The organism is Enterococcus sp. DIV0756 (assembly GCF_051710745.1).
Lineage (GTDB): Bacteria > Bacillota > Bacilli > Lactobacillales > Enterococcaceae > Enterococcus_A.
The window spans coordinates 2,245,524-2,264,912 of record NZ_JBIOLF010000001.1; the positions used below are offsets into that span (position 1 = coordinate 2,245,524).

At 39.2% G+C, this 19,389-nt stretch carries 21 protein-coding genes; all 21 read right to left on the reverse strand.

Translation table 11 applies throughout. The features are described from left to right. Nucleotides 1-16: 16 nt before the first annotated feature. The 21 genes from IGI44_RS10915 to IGI44_RS11015 all read right to left on the reverse strand — a co-directional run bounded on the left by IGI44_RS10915 (nt 17) and on the right by IGI44_RS11015 (nt 19,118). A complete protein-coding gene (locus tag IGI44_RS10915; RefSeq protein ID WP_438785899.1) occupies nt 17-1,321 on the reverse strand; it encodes an IS91 family transposase in 1,305 nt (434 codons plus the stop codon). 135 nt (nt 1,322-1,456) lie between these two features. Beyond that, nucleotides 1,457-2,242, reverse strand: coding sequence for an acetyl-CoA carboxylase carboxyl transferase subunit alpha (locus IGI44_RS10920; RefSeq protein WP_438787757.1), 786 nt, complete (start codon nt 2,240-2,242; stop codon nt 1,457-1,459). Further along, entirely contained in the window at nt 2,242-3,108 is an 867-nt protein-coding gene (gene accD, locus IGI44_RS10925) for an acetyl-CoA carboxylase, carboxyltransferase subunit beta (protein ID WP_438787758.1), read from the reverse strand. The genes IGI44_RS10920 and accD overlap by 1 nt, the downstream gene beginning before the upstream one ends. A gap of 11 nt (nt 3,109-3,119) precedes the next feature. Beyond that, nucleotides 3,120-4,484: an acetyl-CoA carboxylase biotin carboxylase subunit gene (locus tag IGI44_RS10930; RefSeq protein WP_438787759.1), complete on the reverse strand. Its 1,365-nt coding sequence runs from the start codon at nt 4,482-4,484 to the stop codon at nt 3,120-3,122. 6 nt (nt 4,485-4,490) lie between these two features. After that, nucleotides 4,491-4,913, reverse strand: a complete 423-nt coding sequence (fabZ, locus tag IGI44_RS10935) for a 3-hydroxyacyl-ACP dehydratase FabZ (protein WP_438787760.1) — start codon at nt 4,911-4,913, stop codon at nt 4,491-4,493. Between the two features lie 46 nt (nt 4,914-4,959). After that, on the reverse strand, nt 4,960-5,421 hold the full coding sequence (gene accB / locus IGI44_RS10940) for an acetyl-CoA carboxylase biotin carboxyl carrier protein (RefSeq protein WP_438787761.1): 462 nt from the start codon (nt 5,419-5,421) through the stop codon (nt 4,960-4,962). A 2-nt stretch (nt 5,422-5,423) separates the two neighbouring features. Then, nucleotides 5,424-6,650 carry a beta-ketoacyl-ACP synthase II gene (fabF, locus tag IGI44_RS10945; RefSeq protein ID WP_438787762.1) on the reverse strand — a complete coding sequence of 409 codons (1,227 nt, stop codon included), beginning with the start codon at nt 6,648-6,650 and terminating at the stop codon, nt 5,424-5,426. A gap of 17 nt (nt 6,651-6,667) precedes the next feature. Beyond that, nucleotides 6,668-7,399, reverse strand: coding sequence for a 3-oxoacyl-[acyl-carrier-protein] reductase (gene fabG / locus IGI44_RS10950; protein WP_438787763.1), 732 nt, complete (start codon nt 7,397-7,399; stop codon nt 6,668-6,670). Next, on the reverse strand, nt 7,383-8,327 hold the full coding sequence (gene fabD, locus IGI44_RS10955) for an ACP S-malonyltransferase (protein WP_438787764.1): 945 nt from the start codon (nt 8,325-8,327) through the stop codon (nt 7,383-7,385). The genes fabG and fabD overlap by 17 nt, the downstream gene beginning before the upstream one ends. A 64-nt stretch (nt 8,328-8,391) precedes the next feature. Continuing rightward, nucleotides 8,392-8,619 (reverse strand): acyl carrier protein, encoded by a 228-nt coding sequence (locus IGI44_RS10960; protein WP_010746005.1) that lies wholly within the window; start codon nt 8,617-8,619, stop codon nt 8,392-8,394. Nucleotides 8,620-8,670: 51 nt separating this feature from the next. Continuing rightward, the gene (locus IGI44_RS10965) at nt 8,671-9,633 is read right to left on the reverse strand and encodes a beta-ketoacyl-ACP synthase III (protein WP_438787765.1); all 963 of its coding nucleotides are present in this window, start codon (nt 9,631-9,633) and stop codon (nt 8,671-8,673) included. Then, nucleotides 9,630-10,070, reverse strand: a complete 441-nt coding sequence (gene fabT, locus IGI44_RS10970) for a fatty acid biosynthesis transcriptional regulator FabT (protein WP_016180640.1) — start codon at nt 10,068-10,070, stop codon at nt 9,630-9,632. Before fabT ends, IGI44_RS10965 begins: the two co-directional genes overlap by 4 nt. Before the next feature lie 197 nt (nt 10,071-10,267). Next, nucleotides 10,268-11,431, reverse strand: coding sequence for a class I SAM-dependent methyltransferase (locus IGI44_RS10975; protein WP_438787766.1), 1,164 nt, complete (start codon nt 11,429-11,431; stop codon nt 10,268-10,270). 240 nt (nt 11,432-11,671) lie between these two features. Then, nucleotides 11,672-11,902, reverse strand: coding sequence for a YkuJ family protein (locus IGI44_RS10980; RefSeq protein ID WP_016180637.1), 231 nt, complete (start codon nt 11,900-11,902; stop codon nt 11,672-11,674). A 104-nt stretch (nt 11,903-12,006) separates the two neighbouring features. Continuing rightward, nucleotides 12,007-12,873: an NAD(P)-dependent oxidoreductase gene (locus IGI44_RS10985; protein WP_438787767.1), complete on the reverse strand. Its 867-nt coding sequence runs from the start codon at nt 12,871-12,873 to the stop codon at nt 12,007-12,009. Between the two features lie 62 nt (nt 12,874-12,935). Further along, nucleotides 12,936-14,174 (reverse strand): glycosyltransferase family 4 protein, encoded by a 1,239-nt coding sequence (locus tag IGI44_RS10990; RefSeq protein ID WP_438787768.1) that lies wholly within the window; start codon nt 14,172-14,174, stop codon nt 12,936-12,938. Between the two features lie 15 nt (nt 14,175-14,189). Continuing rightward, on the reverse strand, nt 14,190-15,233 hold the full coding sequence (locus tag IGI44_RS10995) for a glycosyltransferase (protein ID WP_438787769.1): 1,044 nt from the start codon (nt 15,231-15,233) through the stop codon (nt 14,190-14,192). Between the two features lie 264 nt (nt 15,234-15,497). After that, nucleotides 15,498-15,632: a hypothetical protein gene (locus IGI44_RS11000; RefSeq protein ID WP_438786009.1), complete on the reverse strand. Its 135-nt coding sequence runs from the start codon at nt 15,630-15,632 to the stop codon at nt 15,498-15,500. A gap of 43 nt (nt 15,633-15,675) precedes the next feature. Continuing rightward, nucleotides 15,676-16,980: an IS91 family transposase gene (locus tag IGI44_RS11005; protein ID WP_438787770.1), complete on the reverse strand. Its 1,305-nt coding sequence runs from the start codon at nt 16,978-16,980 to the stop codon at nt 15,676-15,678. A 144-nt stretch (nt 16,981-17,124) separates the two neighbouring features. Continuing rightward, a complete protein-coding gene (gene ptsP / locus IGI44_RS11010; protein WP_438787771.1) occupies nt 17,125-18,852 on the reverse strand; it encodes a phosphoenolpyruvate--protein phosphotransferase in 1,728 nt (575 codons plus the stop codon). Next, the gene (locus IGI44_RS11015) at nt 18,852-19,118 is read right to left on the reverse strand and encodes a phosphocarrier protein HPr (RefSeq protein ID WP_010740408.1); all 267 of its coding nucleotides are present in this window, start codon (nt 19,116-19,118) and stop codon (nt 18,852-18,854) included. Before IGI44_RS11015 ends, ptsP begins: the two co-directional genes overlap by 1 nt. Between the last annotated feature and the right edge of the window lie 271 nt (nt 19,119-19,389).

Genomic DNA, 19,389 nt, shown 5'->3' on the forward strand with positions numbered 1-19,389 from the left:
TTCCTTTATCCCACATTCAAGACAAATGTAATGAACCACTCCATTGGAATCGAAGGCTTTTAAAAGCTGCTTCTTTTTCTTTTTCATACTTACGTTTCGATGCTTCTTCCCCAATTTTTTTATTCTCCTCTCGCATGAATCGTTCCGATTCTTTATTCTTCGCATATTTCACTACAAGTCGTCCATTTTTAGACACACTAACTCCACTAAATTCATAATATTCGCCACATCTAGTACATTCCAATGGATTTACTCCGAATTCTTCGGCTATTCGTTCACACCATGATTTTGGTTTAAGTGCTTTCTTCACATTCACAAGCATTCGTTGAATCTCTTTCTGGTAATTACTTACTACTTTTTTCATGATTGTCTTGATCCGCCGACTATAAATGCCGTATCTACGAATTGTTTTGAACTGGTTCTCTGGAATATGACGAATCAGTGCACCAATAAATTCCTCTGCCGACATCGTCTTTATCTTATCCGTGTTAGTTCGTTTATCGTGATACTGAAACATCACTATTTTCCCATCGTACAAAAGGATACGATTTAAAGCAATGGGACCACGTTTCATATAACGACTGATATATTCTAATATTTTTTTGAGAGAAGTTCGGCTCCTTTTGGGTGCATGCACGTAAAAGCCCTCTGCATTTTTCGTGTACGCCGCTTGTAAAAGCGGCTGGACTCGTGCCTTATCCCATTGGGATAAGGTTCTTCGAATAAGCTTTAGGACCGCATTCTGCCAATATTTCCTCAACATTGCGAACGGAAAATAGTCATAGTCCTTCCATTTTCCATCCTTCGTCAGTCCACCCATGGTGACGACTAAATGAACATGCGGATTGTATTCTAGCTGAGAACCGAAGGTGTGGAGTGTTGCCACAACCCCAGCTTGTATATGGTGTTTTCTAAAAAAATCTAATAGTATCCGTGCAGCTTCGTCCATTAATCCTTTTAAAAGCTCCCTACGATACTTCTCCTTCAGAAAAATCTCACGTAAACCTTCATCGATCGTGAAGATGACGTGCCGATGTGTCACTGTAAACAGATCATTCGCCGCAACCTCTGCCCACCGTTGACTTTCCCCTGTTGCACAAGTTGGACAAAATTTCCCTTTACAGCGAAAAGCAACTTTCTTTACATCATGGCATCCTTCACAGACAAATAGGCGGTAACCTTTTTTAAGGTCGCCACAATCGCGAAACTTCTTCACTTCTCTTTTCACAACGGATCGAATCCTTCTCGTGTACCTTTGATTGAACTTCTCCCAGTTCTGATATTCATCAAAGAAAATGGCGTGTAAAATATTGGGTTTCATGTCTCTAGTTTAATAGGAAAAAGACCAGATGAAAAGCGGTCAAAAGATTGATGTATCAATCCTTTGACCGCTTAAAATGTTATACTCCCTTTAATGTCTAAAAAACGACGGCAAATGCCGTCGTCGAGGATCTGTTTAAAATTTACGAAATCTTTGATACCTTTTTTCAAGAAGCTCTTCGATACTCAAAGATGAAAGTTCAGTAATCGTTTCAATCAGAGATTTTTTCATCATCCGAACGATTTTCTCTTCACTAAGTTTTTTACCTTTCAGCGTTTCTGGAATCACTCGGTCAATGACATCTAGTTCTAAAAGCTCAGCCGCGGTGATTTTCATCAGCTCGGCCGCCTCATCCGCTCGTTTACCGTCTTTCCAGAGGATTGAGGCAAACCCTTCAGGGGAAAGAATCGCATAAATGCTATATTCCATCATCCATACTTCATCAGCAACTGCTAATGCAAGTGCCCCACCGCTGCCACCTTCTCCTGTCACAATTGAAATGATTGGTACTTTTAAGTCCGACATCTCCATCAGATTACGAGCGATTGCTTCACCTTCACCACGTTCTTCAGCTTCAACTCCACAAAACGCTCCAGGTGTATTCACAAAACAAATCACCGGCCGATTAAACTTTTCTGCCTGTTTCATCAAACGTAGGGCTTTACGATAGCCTTCTGGATTGGGCTGACCAAAATTTCGTGCCATATTCTCCTTTAAGTCATTTCCTTTTTGAATACCAATAACTGTGACTGGCTTACCCGCAAGGTTGGCAATACCACCAACAATTGCAGGATCATCACCGAATAATCGGTCTCCGTGAAATTCTTGAAAATCAGTAAAAATCTTTTCGAAATAATCAAGACTAGTTAAGCGATCCTGATGTCTCGCCAGTTTTACGATTTCTCCAGCAGTAAGACTCATTAGTCACACCAGCCTTTCTGTTGATGAAATGCTAATAATTGCGACAAACGTTCTCGTAAAGTCATTCTCGGAACGATTTGATCAATAAATCCATGTTGTAAAAGAAACTCGGCTTTTTGAAAATCTTCTGGGAGCTGTTGACGAATTGTCTGCTCAATCACTCGTCGGCCTGCAAAACCGACTAACGTTTGCGGCTCCGCTAAGATAATATCTCCTTCCATAGCAAAACTTGCTGTAACACCGCCAGTAGTTGGATCGGTGAGAACTGTGATATACAATAAACCAGCATTGCTATGTCGTTTGACCGCCGCCGAAATTTTAGCCATCTGCATCAAAGAAAAAATCCCTTCCTGCATTCGAGCTCCACCTGAAGCGGTGAATAACACAACGGGTAATTTTTCAGAAGTAGCCTTTTCGAAGAGTCGAGTGATCTTTTCACCGACGACTGTCCCCATACTACCCATAATGAAATTCGCATCCATCACCCCGATGGCTACCAACTGATTATTAATTGTCGCTTTACCAGTTATAACAGCTTCGTCTAAACCTGTCTTTTCTTTCATCGTCTCGATTTTTGTTAGATAATCAGGAAAATTGATTGGATTCTGCTGCGTTAATTTATTATCCCAATCAACAAAGCTTTTTTCATCGATCGTTAATGCTAATCGTTCCCAAGCACTGATTCGGAAGCTGTAGCCACAATGAGGACAAACTTTCTCAGCACCAATTTCTTTTTTATATAAGGTACGTTTGCAATTCGGACATTTTGCCCACATATCATCAGGCACAGTTGGCTTCGTCGTTGGTACACTATCGCGGTTAGGATTGATCCGAATGTAGTTTTTTTTCTTATTAAAAAGGCCCACCTATATTCCTCCTACTCGCTTTGTTGCCACTCAGGTAAAAATGTTTTTTGTAAGAAACTTGTATCGTAATCACCGAATAGAACACTCGGATGACTAATTAAATCCATTTGAAACTCAACATTCGTGATAACACCTTCTGAAACAAACTCTCCTAAAGCACGTTGCATTTTCATTAGAGCGTCGAAGCGATCTTCTCCATGAACAATAATCTTTGCTATCATTGAATCATAGTATGGTGGGATTGTCACACCACTATACATCGCACTATCTACTCGTAATCCTAATCCACCACTAGGTAACAATAAGGTTTTGATTTTACCAGGTGAAGGAGCAAAATTAAATGCTGGATTTTCCGCGTTGATTCGGCATTCAATGGAATGCCCTTGAAATTTCACATCTGATTGCTTTAATCCCAAAGGTTCGCCAGCCGCAATTTTTATCTGCTTCTTCACGATATCAATCCCGGTAACCATTTCGGTAATTGGATGCTCTACTTGAATACGCGTATTCATTTCCATGAAATAGAAATTTCCGTTCTCGTCACGAAGAAATTCAATTGTTCCGGCACTTTCATAACTAACTGCTTTTCCAGCTTTAACAGCGATATCTCCTAACATTTGGCGAGTTTCTTCACCAATTACCACAGAAGGCGCTTCTTCTAAAACCTTTTGGTTATTCCGCTGTAATGAACAATCACGTTCTCCCAGATGAATCACATCACCGTTTTGATCACCTAATATTTGAACCTCAATATGACGTGCGGGATAAATAATTTTCTCCATATACATCGCGTCATCACCAAAAGCTGCTTTCGCTTCAGATTTTGCTGATAAGAAATGCTTCTCCAGTTCACTTTTCTTAGGAACCTTACGAATACCTTTTCCGCCGCCGCCAGCTGCTGCTTTCAGCATGACCGGATAACCGATTTTATCAGCAAGCTTTTCTGCTTCTTCTAAGGTATCGATTGCGCCATCACTGCCGGGGATTACGGGTACACCAGCCTCTTGCATCAATTGACGCGCATGGATCTTATTTCCCATCGCGTCAATCGTTTTTTCACTAGGTCCGATAAATTTAATATTGCATTCTGCGCACATCGTCGCAAACAAACTATTTTCTGATAGAAAACCAAAGCCGGGATGGATCGCTTCAGCATTCGTCACAATCGCCGCACTTAAAATTTCCTGCATATTCAAATAGGATTCGCTTGAACGAGCCGGACCGATACAAATCGCTTCGTCAGCCATTTCTGTATGCAACGCTTCTTTATCTGCCTCAGAATAAACCGCGACTGTCTGAATTCCTAATTCACGACAGGCACGGATAATTCGTACAGCAATTTCGCCACGATTGGCAATTAAAATTTTTGAAAACATAGACATCTATCCAATCATAAAAGTCAATTCTGCTTCGGCTACCTTTTTACCATCGACATAAGCGATGCCTTTTCCGCAACCTGCTGAAGAACGAACTTTTGTTAATTCTACTTCTAAAACTAAAGTATCTCCTGGAACGACTTTCTTACGGAATTTCGCTTTATCGATTCCCCCAAAGTAAGCTGTCTTACCCTTGAACTCATCCATCGACAATAAAGCGATGGCACCAGCTTGAGCCATTGCTTCAACGATCAAAACACCTGGCATTACTGGTTCGTGAGGAAAATGGCCTTGGAAAAATGGCTCATTAACGGAAACATTTTTCTTCGCTTTGATGCTTTTTCCTGCTTCTAATTCTTCCACGCGATCGATCAACAACATTGGATAGCGATGCGGGATGATTTCTTTGATTTCTTCAATTGTTAACATTAATTATTTCCTCCTAGTTCCTATTACGAATAAACAGAATGACCGACTAGCTAATACGGAACAACGGTTGTCCATATTCAACAACGTCTTCATTTTCCACTAAAATCTCTGTGATAGTCCCATCAAAATCGCTCGTGATTTCATTCAATAATTTCATTGCTTCGATGATGCAGACAGTTTCCCCCTGCTTCACTTTATCACCAACAGATTTGTAGGCCTCTTGCTCCGGTGATGGTTGTAAGTAGACGATCCCTACGATTGGGGAAGTAATTACATGTCCTTCTTCCTTGCTTTCAACAATTGGAGTCGCTTCTGCTGAAGTCGTCGAAGCAGAAGTAGCTGCTACTGGTACTGAATCTACAGCTTGTTCTGTTTGGACAGGTGTTACTTGACGACTCGTTTGATTTTTATTCATATATAATTCAAAACTGCCCTCACGCAAATCAAATTCAGTGAGGTTCGAATCATTAAATTGACTCAGCAGTTCTTTGACTTCATTGATTTCCATTATTATGCCTCCCAGCGTTTCAAACAGATCACAGCGTTGTGACCGCCAAAACCTAGAGAATTACTTACAGCGTAATTAACTGCTGTTTCTTTTGCTTCATTCACAACAACATTTGCTTTGATTTCTGAATCTACTTCTTGGATATTCGCAGTTGGTGGAATAAATTGGTGTTGTAAGGCCATTAATGAAGCTACTGCCTCCACGCCACCGGCTCCACCTAACAAATGACCAGTTAAGGATTTCGTGCTGCTGACGTAAGCATTCTCAGTCAATGCCGCTTCGATCGCTTTGCTTTCAGCTTTATCATTAGCTTGCGTGCTGGTTCCGTGAGCATTCACATAGTTTACTTCATCTGGAGTAATCCCAGCTTCTTTGATAGCTTCAGTAATTGCTCTAGCTGCGCCTTCCCCATCTGGTGATGGAGCTGTCATATGGTAGGCATCACAAGTAGCCCCATATCCCACAACTTCACCAAAAATCTTTGCTCCGCGTTTTTGTGCATGCTCTAAAGACTCTAAGACTAAGACGCCGGCACCTTCACCCATAACAAATCCGTTACGGTCTTTATCAAATGGGATTGATGCACGAGCTGGATCTTCTGAAGTACTTAACGCAGTCAATGCCGCAAAACCAGAGATACCGATCTTATTGATACAAGATTCTGCTCCACCAGCGATAATTACATCTGAATACCCATGCTTGATATTACGGAAAGCTTCACCGATTGAATGTGTTCCGCTGGCACAAGCTGTCACCGTACTTGTACAAATGCCTTTTGCTCCGATACGTAAAGCAACATTTCCAGCAGCCATATTTACGATCGCTAAAGGTACGAACATTGGAGAAACACGAGCTGGGCCTTTTTTATCCATTTTAATAACTTGATCCTGGATCGTACCTAGACCGCCGACACCAGAACCAATCATCACGCCAAAGCGCTCCATGTCTTCCTCTTCTGTGTTGATGCCGCTCATTTCTAATGCTTCAAGTGCAGAATAAATAGCATATAACGAATAAGTTTCCATCCGCTTTGTATCTTTTTTTACAAAATATTTTTCCAAAGGGAAATTTTTTACTTCCGCCGCAACGCTAATACCAGTTTCGCTGGCATCAAAACGCGTGATCGGACCAAAGCCGTGATTTCCTTCTTTTAAATTCTTTAAAAATGTTTCTTCATCGTTTCCAATTGGTGAGGCAACACCAAAGCCTGTAATTACGACACGATTCATATTTTTCCGTCCTTTCTTTACATGACCATTCCGCCATCAACGTTCAAAACTTGACCGGTGATATAATTATTTTGAGCTAAAAACAACGCGGCATTTGCTACATCCTCCACGCTGCCAAAACTTTTCAGCGGAATTTGCCCTTCCATTTGTTCCTTAACTTTATCGTTTAGTTCATCTGTCATGTCTGTTTTAATAAAACCAGGGGCAATTGCATTGCAAGTGATTCCCCGCGGTGCAACTTCTCTAGCGACTGCTTTTGTAAAGCCGATTACACCAGCTTTACTGGCTGCATAATTGCTTTGACCGACATTTCCGATCAGACCTACAACACTGGAAAGATTGATAATCACGCCAGCACGCTTTTTCATCATTTTTTTCAAAACTTGCTGGGTCATGTTGAAGGTTCCCTTCAAATTGATAGCCATCACCGCATCGAAATCTTCTGGTTTCATACGTAAAAGCAATTGATCTTTTGTAATTCCCGCATTATTGATCAGAATGTCGATCGAGTCTAAAGATTCTTCGCATTGTTTGATCATTTTCCCAGCTTCATCAAATGAGCTGATATCACCACAGATACTTGTACATTTCACACCATAAGACTCAATCTCAGCAATTTTTTCACTCGAAATTTCCTTACGACCGTTTAAGACAATATTAGCACCAGCTTTTGCAAAGGCTTTTGCTATTCCCCAACCAATACCGCGGCTGCTTCCAGTAATGAAAACTGTTTTATTCGTTAGTTCCATTCGAACCTCCTAAAAAAATGATGGTTTCTTCTAATGTCTTCCTATCTTCTATGCGACTAGTAGCTAATGAACGATCGATTTTCTTAATGAATCCAGTCAATGTCTTGCCTGGTCCAATCTCAATCAACTGTGAAATACCTAGTTCCTTCAACTTCAGGACGCTATCACTAAAACGAACCGGAGACATCACTTGTTTTGTCAGTAATGGTACGATCTCAGTCTGTGGCATAGTGTCAGCAGTCGTGTTAGAAATTACAGGAATGTGCATTTCATTGAATGTTACTGTCAGTAATTCCTCATTCAAACGTTTACTAGCAGGCTCCAATAATGCCGTATGGAAAGGTCCACTGACATTCAAAGGAATCATGCGTTTTGTTCCAGCAGCTTGCAATAATTCTTCCGCTTTTTCAACCGCGGCCACTTCACCGCCAATTACGATTTGTTGCGGAGTATTATAGTTTGCTGGTGAAACAATGCCTAATGCTGAGGCTTGCTTGCAGCAGTCTTCAATTACATCTGCTGCAGTATTCATCACGGCAACCATTTTCCCACTACCTGTCGGAGCCGCTTCACTCATAAATTGTCCACGTCTGTGTACAAGCTTTACGGCATCACTAAATGCCAGTGCTCCAGAGGCAACCAATGCTGTATATTCTCCCAAGCTTAAGCCTGCTAATGCGTCAGCTTGAAATCCTTTAGCTGTCAGCACACGTAGAAAAGCTGTACTAACTGTTAAGATTGCTGGTTGTGTATATTTCGTTTCATTAAGCTGGTCGTTTTCCAAAAAACATAAATCTTCCATTGAAAAACCAAGCAAATCACTGGCTTCTTCAAAGGTTTCTTTTACGATTTTTTCCTGCTGGTACAACTCTTTGCCCATTCCGACATATTGAGCGCCCTGCCCGCTGAACAAGAATGCTGTTTTCATGATCGTCTCCTAATAGCAGGAAAGGCCAGGCCTTACGCCTAGCCTTTTCCCGAAATTTTATTAATTAAGCGTTTTGTTGTTTTTCAACATATTCAACTAAATCTTTAACTGTTGTGATGCCATCTTCTGTTTCGATCTTCACATCAAATTCGTCTTCGATTTCGTTGATGATTTGGAATAGATCCAAGCTATCTGCTTCAAGATCTTCTTGAATATTTGTTTCTAATTTAACCTCTTCTTTTTCTACTCCTAGTTCTTCTACGATGATGTCTTGAATTTTTTCGAATGTCATAAGTTGTTTCCTCCGATAAGTTTAAGTTTTAATTTTATATTTTTAACAAGCTTACAGCTGAATCAGCAGGTTTCCCCACGCTAAGCCACCGCCATAGCCTGTCAATACCACAGTTTGCCCACTATTTAATGATAGGATATTGGCTTCAACAAGTTCATCCAGTAAGATCGGAATACTCGCCGCTGAAGTATTTCCATAATTCATTAAATTCATAGGGAATTTTTCAATTGGCTCATTCATTTTACGAGCAATTTTTTCAATGATTCGTTTATTGGCTTGGTGCAGCAGAAAATAATCGACTGACTCGTTACCGATAAATTCTTTCAAACTTTTTGTTACATCATTTAAGGCGAAGTTCCAGATTCCGCGACCATCCATTGCTAAAGCGGTATTGATCTCTAATCCTTCATGGAAAATATTACTGTTTTTGCGGAAGCCGGCAGTCAACGCATTCGCACGCTCTCCATCTGCTCGCAACATCTGCTTTACAATAGAAGGTTTTTCATTTGCTTCTAGTAAAACACCCGCTGCCCCGTCGCCAAAAAGAACTGCTGAAGAACGATCCTGCCAATCCAATAACTTCGAAGTTTTCTCGCCACCTATCACCATTCCGCGCTGCATGCCACCACGCATGAAATTTTCGGCTGTTGCCAAAGCATAGACAAATCCCGCACAAGCAGCTGCTACGTCAAAGGCCATCGCTTGTTTCGCACCCACTGCTCCTTGTACTTGACAAGCTACAGAAGGCGAAGTGTAATCAGGCGACATTGTTGCAACGATAATGAAATCTAAATCTAGAGGATCAATTCCCGTTTTATCGATCAATTTTTTTGCTACCTGCGCACACATGTCAGAAGTATTTTCGATTTCCGCCACGTGACGCTGTTTGATACCAGTCCGTGATTGAATCCATTCATCTGAAGTATCCATCCACTCAGTCAAGTCATCATTCGTCACGACTTTCTCAGGTAGGTAGCGGGCTGTTGCCGTTATTCTTCCGAATCTCATACTCATTTGATCTCCTCTAAGTAACTATATAGATTCACTAGCGCTTTTAAGAAAACCTCTTGCTCATCCTCATCCAAATCTTTAATGGCACTTTTGACCATTTCATGATGAAAATGTTGATGAATCCGAAAAACGAGTCGACCTTTTTTCGTCAAACCTAATTTGACTACACGGCGATCATCTTCGCTGCGAATTCGTTCTACATAGCCCTTTTTCACTAAGCGATTGATTGATGTCGTAAGCGTTCCGACAGTTACTAATAATTCTCTAGCAACTTCAGTTGTCGTCTTTTTCTTATACATGCCGATCGCATCGATGGTGTGCATCTCTGTAATCGTTAAATCGCTGAATTGTGATTTTTTTAGTTCGTTTTCTTCAATCGACAAAACATCGTTGAAAATTGAAACTAAATAGGTATTTAATTCTTCCCAGTTTCTTTCCATATCCTCACCTAATTAGTTTGATTATCAAATCATTTGATGTTCAAACTATATCTTATTTTTTTTCTGAATGCAACAACATTTTTTCAATTAACTAAAAATTAATGATTCTCTTTAAATCCAATTAAAATAGTTAGTTTGAAATTACTTTGGATATCAAAGTAATTGATTAAAATAAAAAGAAGCGGGATATCCGCTTCTTAGACATTTCGGTGCATTGGAGTCGAGTTGTTATTTGGATGAACTAATAAATATTGAATCACATCAATATTGCTAGCTTGGAATGACGCTGCACAAGCCTGTAGATATAAATCCCACATTCGATAAAAACTTTCATCTTTTTGCGCTATAACTTTATCAGCAACTTGATGGAAATTTTTCGTCCAATGTTCTAATGTCAATTGATAATCACGACGCAGGCTTTCAAGATCAATCAATTGCAAATCATTTTCGGTAATGTGTTTAACTAACTCTGTCACACCTGGAATATACCCACCTGGGAAAATGTATTGATTGATCCAAGCATTTTTTGCACCCCCTTGTTGACGACTGATTCCATGAATCAAAGCCGTACCATTTGGTGCTAAGTGTTTTTCCACCACTTTAAAATATTCTTGTAGGTTTTCTGCACCAACGTGTTCAAACATTCCAACACTTGTAATATGATCAAAGGTACCTTCTAAATCACGGTAATCCATTAACTCAACGGATACACTATCTTCTAGCTTTTCTTCAGCAATGATAGTCTGAATATGTTGATATTGTTCTTCACTTAAAGTAATGCCTTTTGCCTTAACATGGTATTCTTTTGCTGCTGTTAATATCAACGTACCCCACCCGCAACCAATGTCTAATAACGTCTCATCTGGTTGAATAAATAACTTGTTCAGGATATGATGCACTTTATTGATTTGTGCTTGTTCCAAGGTATCCTCAGGCGTCTCGAAATACGCGCAAGAGTACGTTAGCGTTTGGTCAAGCCACATTTCATAAAAATCATTACCTAAATCATAGTGACTATGAATATCATGTGCTGATTGTTTTTTAGTGTGTTTTTCCTTAGGCATCCATTTTTTAAAATTTGTATTATGGAAAAAGCCATTCGCTTGGTTATAGACGTCATAAATCAACGCTTGCAAGTTTCCTTCAATTTCAATTTTCTTTTCCATGTAGGCTTCACCTAATGCTAAAGATGCATTGTTTAGCAATTCTTTAACGGGAATTTTTTCGTTAAAAATAATTTTGAAGATTGTTTCACCTTCAGAATCTCCATACTCCTTTACCGTCCCATCCCAAAAAGTAACTTGTGTTCTCTTTGAAAAAGATGGTTTAAATAGTTGATTGTATACTTCTTTGTCTAACATATTATTACCTCCCCAAAATATCTTCCAACTAAAGCTTCATAAATTCAAAAGATTTGTCCCGAGTTATGGTAAAAAATAGGAATTACTCATAAAATTATAATCAAAAATTATCTGAAAGCCTTTTATTTTGGAAATAATAATATGTTCTAAATAATAACGTACCGGTCGTTATCCTACTAATACTTTCACTATTTATGTAGATTGGTAAAAATGGGCACAAAAAAAACGGGTTCCCCCGTTTTATTGAATCAAATCATAAATTTCCATCGCAACAATGTCGATGTTGTCAAATTGATAAGATTGTTTGCTGTCGCTTTCAGTCAGTTCAAATGTTTCTGTCGTATTATCATAAGTTACAGTACATTTCTCTACGCCCTCTTTTTCAAAACGACGTACCTGTACTTCATTGTCAGTCGATTCAGTCATTGCTTCTAAGCGTTTAATAATGGCAACTAATTGTGAATGTTTCATCTAGATGCCCCCCTTCTTCTCAATTCTGTCTTATTGTACCAAATCGGACCGTATCTTGCATTGATTTTCATCAATAAATTTATGTTTTTTTTACTAAATCTAACTTAAGATTTTGCCCACCATAATTTAATTAAGGCCTGCGTCCCATCATTTTCGAATCCTTGATCAGCTAAACGTTCATATAACTCAGTCGCCAATTTCGTTGCAGGTAGATCCAATTGCATTTTTTTGGCCTCGTCTAAAGCAATTTTTAAGTCCTTGATAAAATGCTTAACAAAGAATCCCGGAGAATAATCTGCCTTTAAAATACGAGGTGCATAATTCGTCATTGACCAATTTTGTGCTGCTCCACCACTCAATGTGTCCAGTACATTTTCTACATCTAAATCCGCCGCTTTCGCATATACCAGCATTTCCGTCAACCCCGTCATTGTCCCGGCAATCATGATCTGATTCGCCATCTTCGTATGCTGCCCCGCACCTGCTGCGCCTTGCAGAGAATAACTTTTCCCCATAATTTCAAAGAGTGGAGTCACTCGATCATATGCAACTTGATCGCCGCCGACCATAATTGTTAAGGTTCCATTCTGAGCGCCTAAATCGCCTCCAGAAACTGGGGCATCTAATGAAGCCGCACCTTTCTCTTTAGCCGTTTGATAAATTTTTTCTGCCAAAGTTGGAGTAGATGTTGTTAAATCAATCAAGATTTTATTTGTAACATCTACCGATAAAATCCCTTTTTCCCCATAATAGATTTCTTCCACATCACTAGGGTACCCGACCATTGAAAAAACAATTTCACTGAAAGTAGTAACTTCCGCAGGGGTGTCTTTCCAAACTGCTCCTTTAGCTACTAATTCGTCTGTTTTACTCTTCGTGCGATTGAAAACCGAAACTTCATGACCAGCTGCTAAAAAGTGTCCAACGATTGATTTCCCCATCACACCAGTACCGATAAAACCTATTCTCATGTTATTAACCTCCAAAATAAAATAATCCATCTCTAGTATACATGAAGAGATGGATTTGAGCTTTATTTATCTTCGGTGTTTCTAAGAGAATTAATTCTAACTCGCATTTTTTGCACTGTTCGCGTAGGTAATTTTATTTCTGTATGGTTTTCGGCATAATAAGTAATCATTTCTTGATAGAACTTAAGTATCTCACTGCCAAATCGTTCAGCTGAAATCTCAATTAGTTTATCTTGTTGAACTAAAGGATCTACACTGATTTGTTGTTGAACATACCTGACAAAACTTTCACTAAAATCCTCATCTTGTGCAAAAGTAATTCCTAAAGATTCATCACTTAACAATTGATTTAAATAATCATTGCCTTCGACAATACATTGTGTGCCTGAAGCTATTGCTTCGGCATAGGTCAATCCCTGTGTCTCTGAGGTGGAAGCACTGACAAAGTAATCAGCAGCACGATAATAATAGGCCACCTCTTCATGAGGAATCTCCCCAGTAAACTGGACATAATTTGTAATTCCTAACTCATGAGTCAGCTTTTCTAATTCCTCACGATAAGGTCCTTTTCCAACGATTACCAAACGGGCGTTAGGCAAGCTCATTAAAATTTCTGGAAATTGTTGGATAATACTATGGATATTCTTCTCATAAGAAATACGGCTCAAAGACAAAATCATTAGTTCTTCTTCCCGTATTCCTAATTTATCTCGCAATCGATCCGTATCCTCTTTTGTGATATCTGAACGAAGAAATTTGGCGACGTCAATTCCAGTTGGGATGATTCGCATTGGAACATCTACTTCATAACGTTTCAATGTATCAACGACACGTTTACTTGGACACACCACACCTGTCGAATGATTGACAAACATTTTTATAAAATGCTTTACATGCGTAGGTCTGACTACCTTTCCATTTGCAATATAATGAAGATAATCTTCGTACATCGTGTGATACGTATGAATGACCGGAATACGTAAACGATTAGCGACCATTTTACCTAAAAATCCAGTACCGAACTCTGTATGAGTATGAATAATTTCCAATTCTAATTCCTTAGCGATTTGATAAGCGAACCAAAGTCCACGAACTACTATCCGCCGATCAGTAAAAGAAATAAAAGGAACACTCGGCATTCGTACGATATCTTTTTCAAATTCGTCAGCATCAGGATCTGTTGTTGTAAAAATATAAACTTCATGCCCCTGATTTTCGAGTTCATTTTTTAAAGTTCTGATTGATGTTGCAACCCCACTTACTTGGGGAAAATAAGTGTCTGTAAAGAAACCGATCCGCACGTTCACTCCTCCAAACTATTTTGTAACCTTTGCATATACCTGATGATCGTATGGCAATTCTAAAACTGCACGATAGACAGATTCTAATTCTTTCCCAATTTGGGTGATACTTTTTTCTTGCGCCAATCTAAACCCAGCCATAGAAAGATTAGGTAAACGATGGTTGACTAATTGATGAATTAATTGTTCGAAATCTCGATTGTTGCTAGCCATATAGCAATTTTCTCGATTCTTCATCCAACCGTCATACACAGGAATATCTCTCAGCAATACCTGTTGCTGACTTGCTAAGGCTTCCAATACAACGATCCCTTCTGTTTCTTCGTAAGATGGGAAGAAAAACAAATCTGCACCTGAATACGCGCCCTCAATTAAATCCCCATTGATATAGCCGGGGAAAATGACATTTTTTGGATGTTCTTTTTTTACTACACGTCGAATATTCGCTGGAATCGAAATCATCGGTACATCGCCAAACCATATGAACGTGTATTCAGGCATCGCTTTTGCAATTTCAACAAAATCTAAAATTCCCTTACGTTCAAAAAATAAACCCACACAAATGACAACTTTTTGTGTCTCCGTTAAATGAAAGTAATTACGAAAGGCAACTTCTTTATGTTTATCCGGATAGTATTTTTTCAAATCAATCCCATTGGAAATGGCAGCGATTGGTTGTGTCAAACCATAATTACGCAGCAACTTTTTCGAATAAGGGGTCGGCGTGATTAAATGATCGGCCTGCTGGTACAGTGTAATTAGCCATTTTTTGAACAACGGAGCCAGTTGATTAGAGCCGACAAACGAATTTCGAAAATCTTCCTCAGTAGAATGCGCGTGAAAAATCACTTTTTTTCCAAGCCGTTTCGCTTTTCTGACTAAGTTTAAACTTTTAGGTCCGTATGTATTAATATGTAATATATCATAATCGGTTGCTTTAGGATCCAATGTATAATTAATTCCCATAGCACTTAGGGCTCTTTTCTGGTGTTTCAGCGCCCGACCAATGCCAGATTTGCCAATGACATTCTGACCCTCAAAGTATAATAATATTTTCATAAGCGCCTCCTTTTACAGTTTGATAAAACAAATTCCAATGAATTTAACATACCTATTTCCAGCTAAAGCATCATCGCTATTCGCAAATAAAAAATAATTTAGAATAGCTTTCCTTTAAAACAAATCAATTATATCATAAGCATTTCAGCTTTTTCTCAACCTATAGTCTGATTTAATAATGAAAACGTTTATTCGGGCTGTGAAATACTAAGAAAACCTCAGGAGAAAACCGCTCCTGAGGACTTTTTGTTTAGATGAATCATTTTATTGTCGATCACTGATTCTAAATTCGTATCCAAGTACGTTCTTATAATATTCTGGATACATCTCTCCACCACATTTTTCGCAATCAAATTGCGGAGCGTTCTCAGGATCAAATGCAACATCTTCTGCATCCAAAAATTGAACCACTTCCTTTGGAATTTTTTCCTTTATCCCACATTCAAGACAAATGTAATGAACCACTCCATTGGAATCGAAGGTTTTTAAAAGCTGCTTCTTTTTCTTTTTCATACTTACGTTTCGATGCTTCTTCCCCAATTTTTTTATTCTCCTCTCGCATGAATCGTTCCGATTCTTTATTCTTCGCATATTTCACTATAAGTCGTCCATTTTTAGACACACTAACTCCACTAAATTCATAATATTCGCCACATCTAGTACATTCCAATGGATTTACTCCGAATTCTTCGGCTATTCGTTCACACCATGATTTTGGTTTAAGTGCTTTCTTCACATTCACAAGCATTCGGTGAATCTCTTTCTGGTAATTACTTACTACTTTTTTCATGATTGTCTTGATCCGCCGACTATAAATGCCGTATCTACGAATTGTTTTGAACTGGTTCTCTGGAATATGACGAATCAGTGCACCAATAAATTCCTCTACCGACATCGTCTTTATCTTATCCGTGTTAGTTCGTTTATCATGATACTGAAACATCACTATTTTCCCATCGTACAAAAGGATACGATTTAAAGCAATGGGACCACGTTTCATATAACGACTGATATATTCTAATATTTTTTTGAGAGAAGTTCGGCTCCTTTTGGGTGCATGCACGTAAAAGCCCTCTGCATTTTTCGTGTACGCCGCTTGTAAAAGCGGCTGGACTCGTGCCTTATCCCATTGGGATAAGGTTCTTCGAATAAGCTTTAGGACCGCATTCTGCCAATATTTCCTCAACATTGCGAACGGAAAATAGTCATAGTCCTTCCATTTTCCATCCTTCGTCAGTCCACCCATGGTGACGACTAAATGAACATGCGGATTGTATTCTAGCTGAGAACCGAAGGTGTGGAGTGTTGCCACAACCCCAGCTTGTATATGGTGTTTTCTAAAAAAATCTAATAGTATCCGTGCAGCTTCGTCCATTAACCCTTTTAAAAGCTCCTTACGATACTTCTCCTTCAGAAAAATCTCACGTAAACCTTCATCGATCGTGAAGATGACGTGTCGATGCGTCACTGTAAACAGATCATTCGCCGCAACCTCTGCCCACCGTTGACTTTCCCCAGTTGCACAAGTTGGACAAAATTTCCCTTTACAACGAAAAGCCACTTTCTTTACATTATGGCATCCTTCACAGACAAATAGACGATAACCTTTTTTAAGGTCACCACAATCGCGAAACTTCTTCACTTCTCTTTTCACAACGGATCGAATCCTTCTCGTGTACCTTTGATTGAATTTCTCCCAGTTTTGATATTCATCAAAGAAAATGGCGTGTAAAATATTGGGTTTCATCTCTCTAGTTTAATAGGAAAAAGACCAGATGAAAAGCGGTCAAAAGATTGATGTATCAATCCTTTGACCGCTTAAAATGTTATACTTCCTTTAATGTTTAAAAAGACCGCTACCCTAATAAGGTAACGGTCTAATCATTACAGTTTATTTTACGTATTCTTCTACTAATTCTTGAACTTCTTCCATTGTGTCGCATTCTTTCAACGCTTTTTCAGCTAATTCAGCCATCTTAGTCGTTGTTAGACGTTTCATTAAACTACGAGTTCTAAGCACAGATGTTGCACTCATAGAGAACTCATCTAAGCCCATACCCATTAACAATGGAACAGCAGTTTGATCGCCGGCCATTTCGCCGCACATACCAGCCCATTTACCTTCAGCGTGCGCTGCATCGATCACGTTTTTGATCAAACGTAGGATTGATGGGTTATATGGTTGGTAAAGGTAAGAAACGCGTTCGTTCATACGGTCAGCTGCCATAGTATATTGAATTAAGTCATTTGTTCCGATACTGAAGAAGTCAACTTCTTTGGCAAACTTGTCAGCTAATACAGCTGCAGCTGGAATTTCGATCATGATTCCGACTTGGATTGTGTCAGAAACCTTCACGCCTTCTTTAACCAATTTTTCTTTTTCTTCGTTGAACATTTTCTTCGCTGCACGGAATTCTTTTAATGTCGCAACCATTGGGAACATGATGCGCAAGTTACCATGAACAGAAGCGCGTAACAATGCACGTAATTGTGTACGGAACATGTCATCGCCTAGTTCAGATAAGCTGATACGCAATGCACGATAACCCAAGAACGGATTCATTTCGTGAGGTAATGTTAAGTAAGGTAACTCTTTGTCTCCGCCGATGTCCATTGTACGAACTACGACTGGTTTGTCGCCCATGCCTTCTAAAACGGCTTTATAAGCTTCAAATTGATCGTCTTCTGTTGGGAAATCTGAAGAGTCCATGTATAAGAACTCAGTACGATACAAACCGATCGCTTCAGCGCCATTGTTATGAACGCCTTCAAGATCTTTAGGTGTACCGATGTTTGCTGCTAATTCAAAATGCTTGCCATCAGCTGTAACTGTTTCAGCATCCTTTAATTTTTCCCATTCTGCTTTTTGCGTTGCGTAAGCTTCGCCAGCTTTTTTATATTCAGCCGCCTGTTCGTCAGTTGGGTTAACAATCGTTTCACCGATGATTCCGTTAACTGCTAGTACATCGCCTTCTTTAACTTTAGAAGTGATTTCTTTCGTACCAACGATCGCTGGGATTTCCAATGAACGAGCCATGATTGCTGAGTGAGACGTACGCCCACCAATATCAGTAACAAAAGCTTTTACAAAGTTTTTATCTAACTGAGCAGTATCACTCGGAGTCAAGTCATGTGCCACCACAATAACTTCTTCATCGATCATTGATGGATTTGGTAATGAAACACCTAATAAATGCGCCATTACACGTTTTGTCACGTCGCGGATATCCGCAGCACGTTCTTGCATATAAGCGTTATCATCCATTGCCTCAAACATGCCAATGTACATATCAGTAACTTCTTTAAGTGAACTTTCAGCATTCACCTTATTATCTTGAATATGTTGTTTAATTTGACCAATCATTTCTGGATCTGAAAGAACCATCAAATGAGCATCAAAAACTTGTGCTTCTTCTTCACCTAAGCTTTTCGCTGCTTTATCCCGAATTTTTTCTAATTCAGCAGAAGAAGCCGCCAAAGCGTCGTCTAAACGCTTTTCTTCGGCAGCAGTGTCTTCTACATTATTTTGTTTGAAAGATAAATCCGGTTGTACTAGCAGATAAGCTTTCGCAACGGCAACCCCGTCACTTGCGGCAATACCTTTTAGTAATTCAACCATTATTCAGATAATCCTTCTTTCTTCATTGTTTCTACGATTGCTTCCATTGCTTCTTTTTCGTCAGCACCTTCAGCAGAGATAGTCACGTCAGAGCCTTGGCCAACACCTAGAGACATAACTCCCATGATTGATTTAAGGTTAACTGATTTTCCTTTATACTCTAAGTTAATATCAGAGTTAAATTTGCTTGCAGCTTGCACCAATAAAGTTGCGGGACGTGCATGAATCCCTGTTTCTGCTACTACGTGAAAATCTTTTTTTTCCATATTGACCGTTCTCCTTTATAAAAAAAAATGTTTTTTTATGTTAGGGCTTTAATGATAACATCCATCATTTTGAGCCCTTCATTTTCTTAGATTACCATTTTTTTGCGGTGGATACAACAATTTTAATCGATTTATTCTTCTAAATTGTATGCCCTTTCTTAAAATATCTTTGTGGATCGATTAATGCCCTTATTATTCCTGTTTTCATATTTTTTACATAACAGCTACATAATGTAGAAAGGAAGATATTCGTTCGTTTTAGCACTCGATG

Excerpts from the sequence above, each read along its gene's own strand:
- IGI44_RS10915 (WP_438785899.1), bottom strand. The coding sequence starts at position 1,321 with ATGAAACCCAATATTTTACACGCCATTTTCTTTGATGAATATCAGAAC.
- IGI44_RS10920 (WP_438787757.1), bottom strand. The coding sequence starts at position 2,242 with ATGAGTCTTACTGCTGGAGAAATCGTAAAACTGGCGAGACATCAGGAT.
- IGI44_RS10930 (WP_438787759.1), bottom strand. The coding sequence starts at position 4,484 with ATGTTTTCAAAAATTTTAATTGCCAATCGTGGCGAAATTGCTGTACGA.
- fabZ (WP_438787760.1), bottom strand. The coding sequence starts at position 4,913 with ATGTTAACAATTGAAGAAATCAAAGAAATCATCCCGCATCGCTATCCA.
- accB (WP_438787761.1), bottom strand. The coding sequence starts at position 5,421 with ATGGAAATCAATGAAGTCAAAGAACTGCTGAGTCAATTTAATGATTCG.
- fabF (WP_438787762.1), bottom strand. The coding sequence starts at position 6,650 with ATGAATCGTGTCGTAATTACAGGCTTTGGTGTTGCCTCACCAATTGGA.
- fabG (WP_438787763.1), bottom strand. The coding sequence starts at position 7,399 with ATGGAACTAACGAATAAAACAGTTTTCATTACTGGAAGCAGCCGCGGT.
- fabD (WP_438787764.1), bottom strand. The coding sequence starts at position 8,327 with ATGAAAACAGCATTCTTGTTCAGCGGGCAGGGCGCTCAATATGTCGGA.
- IGI44_RS10960 (WP_010746005.1), bottom strand. The coding sequence starts at position 8,619 with ATGACATTCGAAAAAATTCAAGACATCATCGTAGAAGAACTAGGAGTA.
- IGI44_RS10965 (WP_438787765.1), bottom strand. The coding sequence starts at position 9,633 with ATGAGTATGAGATTCGGAAGAATAACGGCAACAGCCCGCTACCTACCT.
- fabT (WP_016180640.1), bottom strand. The coding sequence starts at position 10,070 with ATGGAAAGAAACTGGGAAGAATTAAATACCTATTTAGTTTCAATTTTC.
- IGI44_RS10975 (WP_438787766.1), bottom strand. The coding sequence starts at position 11,431 with ATGTTAGACAAAGAAGTATACAATCAACTATTTAAACCATCTTTTTCA.
- IGI44_RS10980 (WP_016180637.1), bottom strand. The coding sequence starts at position 11,902 with ATGAAACATTCACAATTAGTTGCCATTATTAAACGCTTAGAAGCAATG.
- IGI44_RS10985 (WP_438787767.1), bottom strand. The coding sequence starts at position 12,873 with ATGAGAATAGGTTTTATCGGTACTGGTGTGATGGGGAAATCAATCGTT.
- IGI44_RS10995 (WP_438787769.1), bottom strand. The coding sequence starts at position 15,233 with ATGAAAATATTATTATACTTTGAGGGTCAGAATGTCATTGGCAAATCT.
- IGI44_RS11005 (WP_438787770.1), bottom strand. The coding sequence starts at position 16,980 with ATGAAACCCAATATTTTACACGCCATTTTCTTTGATGAATATCAAAAC.
- ptsP (WP_438787771.1), bottom strand. The coding sequence starts at position 18,852 with ATGGTTGAATTACTAAAAGGTATTGCCGCAAGTGACGGGGTTGCCGTT.
- IGI44_RS11015 (WP_010740408.1), bottom strand. The coding sequence starts at position 19,118 with ATGGAAAAAAAAGATTTTCACGTAGTAGCAGAAACAGGGATTCATGCA.